The organism is Pseudanabaena sp. 'Roaring Creek' (genome assembly GCF_001402795.1).
Taxonomy (GTDB): Bacteria; Cyanobacteriota; Cyanobacteriia; order Pseudanabaenales; family Pseudanabaenaceae; genus Pseudanabaena.
Genome location: NZ_LIRE01000400.1, coordinates 1 through 2,434 on the forward strand (window position 1 = coordinate 1; position 2,434 = coordinate 2,434).

The 2,434-nt window shown below is 46.5% G+C and carries 1 protein-coding gene; it reads right to left on the reverse strand.

Annotation, left to right across the window (positions count from 1 at the left end):
• Positions 1-530: 530 nt before the first annotated feature.
• On the reverse strand, positions 531-2,069 hold the full coding sequence (locus AC805_RS13455; protein WP_055075902.1) for a leucyl aminopeptidase: 1,539 nt from the start codon (positions 2,067-2,069) through the stop codon (positions 531-533).
• Positions 2,070-2,434 lie beyond the last annotated feature (365 nt).

Below are 2,434 nucleotides of genomic sequence, written 5' to 3' on the forward strand. Positions count from 1 at the left end.
CCTGCGGGGGTGGTGGTGGCAGGTGTGCCCGCAAAGGTGATGCGCGAGCTTTCAGAGGCAGAACAACAAAATGCGATCGCCCATGCCGAAAATTATTATCAGTTATCGCTATTGCATCAATGTTCGCAAGCAAACCTATAGCTGCTATCAACTGTATCACCCAAAAAGAGGGTTGCCGCGCGGAGCGCGGCAACCCTCTTTTTGGGTTTATATCCAAGTTACAGCAATTATCGATCAAACGAACCACAAGGGAATTTTTGAAAGCGTTGCTTTGCAACGCTTTCAAAAATTCCCTTGGTTTGGGTTTGAGCGCGAAGCGCTGTAAGAAATGAGTAGCGGCGCTTCACGCTGCCACTCATCTTGTGAGCTTAAAGAATGGAGACAATTTTTGAAAGCGAAGCATCTTAAAACAGGCTTTGAGAAAGGGTTTGCGTAGCAAACCCTTTCTCAAAGCCCAAAAGTAAAAGCCTTGCATCGCAAGGCTTTTACTTTTGGGATTTTAAAATTTGCCAGCCTAACCCGAACTGACGTTAATTAAGGATTAAATTCACTAAAGTTCGCACTGCAAAACCCGTGCCGCCAGCATTGTTATAACCCGACTCGCGCTCAGTCCAGACTGGACCTGCCACATCAAGATGCGCCCATGCCTTAGTTGTTTCCACAAATTGCTTCAGGAACAAAGCCCCCGTAATTGCTCCGCCCGCTCGCGAACCAGTGTTTTTAAAATCAGCCACGACCGATTTTAATTGATCGAAATAGGGATCTTCGAGGGGCATCCGCCATAATTTCTCGCCAGCATCCCGAGCAGCTTTAGCGATCGCCTCTGCCCAGCTATCATCAATCGACCACATTCCCCCAATATCTTCGCCTAGTGCCACCACACAAGCCCCCGTTAGCGTAGCAAGATCGACGATCGCATCGACCCCAAGGCGATCGGCATAGACGAGAGCATCGGCTAGGGTTAAGCGTCCTTCAGCATCGGTATTATTCACTTCAATGGTTTTACCATTAGAGGCGGTGAGGATATCTCCTGGGCGCATGGCACTACCATTGACCATATTTTCGCAGGACGCGACGATAAAATGCACCTCGGTGTCTGTAGGTTGGAGATGGGCGATCGCTTTCGCTGCACCGAGGGCTGCTGCCGAACCACCCATATCGGTTTTCATCAGTTCGATACTGCTGCCCACACCAGTTTTAATATTTAAACCACCCGAATCAAAGGTCAATCCCTTGCCGACGATCGCTAATTTGCGCTTGGGCTCGCCATGAAGGTAAGTGAGGTGGATGAACTTGGGAGGAATATCCGAAGCTCTAGCTACGCCAAGAAAGGCTCCCATCCCCAAGGCTTCACAGTCGACCTGTTCCAAAATTTTGACCGTGAAAAAATCTGACTCCTTCGCGATCGCGATCGCAGTATCAGCCAAGGTAATTGGAGTGACAATATTTGCAGGAGCCGATACTAATTCCCTCGCCAAAATTACCCCATCAACAATTTGCTGCGCCTTCGCGATCGCAGGGCTTGCCAGATCGGGATCGGTTTCCAAAATTTCCACCTGCTCCAGAAAACTGGGATTGGTATTTTTAGACTTAAATCGCTTGTCTTGATGCGCCGCTAGTAATATCCCCTCAGCGATCGCTTGAGCCGTAACCGTAACGTCTTGATTGTAGGTAGGGAAGGACAATGCGAGCTTTTTCACCTTCTCTTTATTTGCCCATTTCACAGCTAATGCCGCCGATTTACGCCAAACATCGGCATTAGCTTGAGCAGGATCGCCCATACCAATCAAAATTACCTTGCGAATAGCGTAGTCAATCCCCACACGACCGCTAACCGAAACCCCACTCTCCCCTAGAAATTCAGATTCGGCGATCAAATCTGTTAAGGTGCAGCCCAGAACCTGAATATCTAATTTTTTTAATACTTCAGATAGTTCAAACGCTTTTTTTACAGAATTTTCTGACTGCTCGTGCCGATTGTGACTGGCTTTTGGGCTTGCAAAAACTGCGATCGCAAGAGCATCTCCATGCCACGCCTGCGGAACAGTTAATAAAGGAAGGATATTCATTTTTTAGGTTTAGATATAGTCGGTAAATTTTATCGGATTACATTTAGCTATTAAAGCTCAGAAATTAAGGGCAATGGGAATTACTATTAAATATAGCTATAACCATAGCTATCCCAGTGTATCAAGACATAAAACCGAAAAGAGAGGCGCGGTACAAAGCGCTGCATCTCTCTTTTCGGTTTTGATTTTATCCGCACCTAACTGGCAATATAACTGGCAACAGAGATGAAATGGAAATTTGGTGTAAGTATCTCAGCACAATTAAGACCCAGAGCTAATACCAATTCACGAAAGTGTGACAACACTTTTGTGAATTAAACACCAAACCCAGTAAGGTTTTGAGATTCCCAAAATGGCGTTGCTAT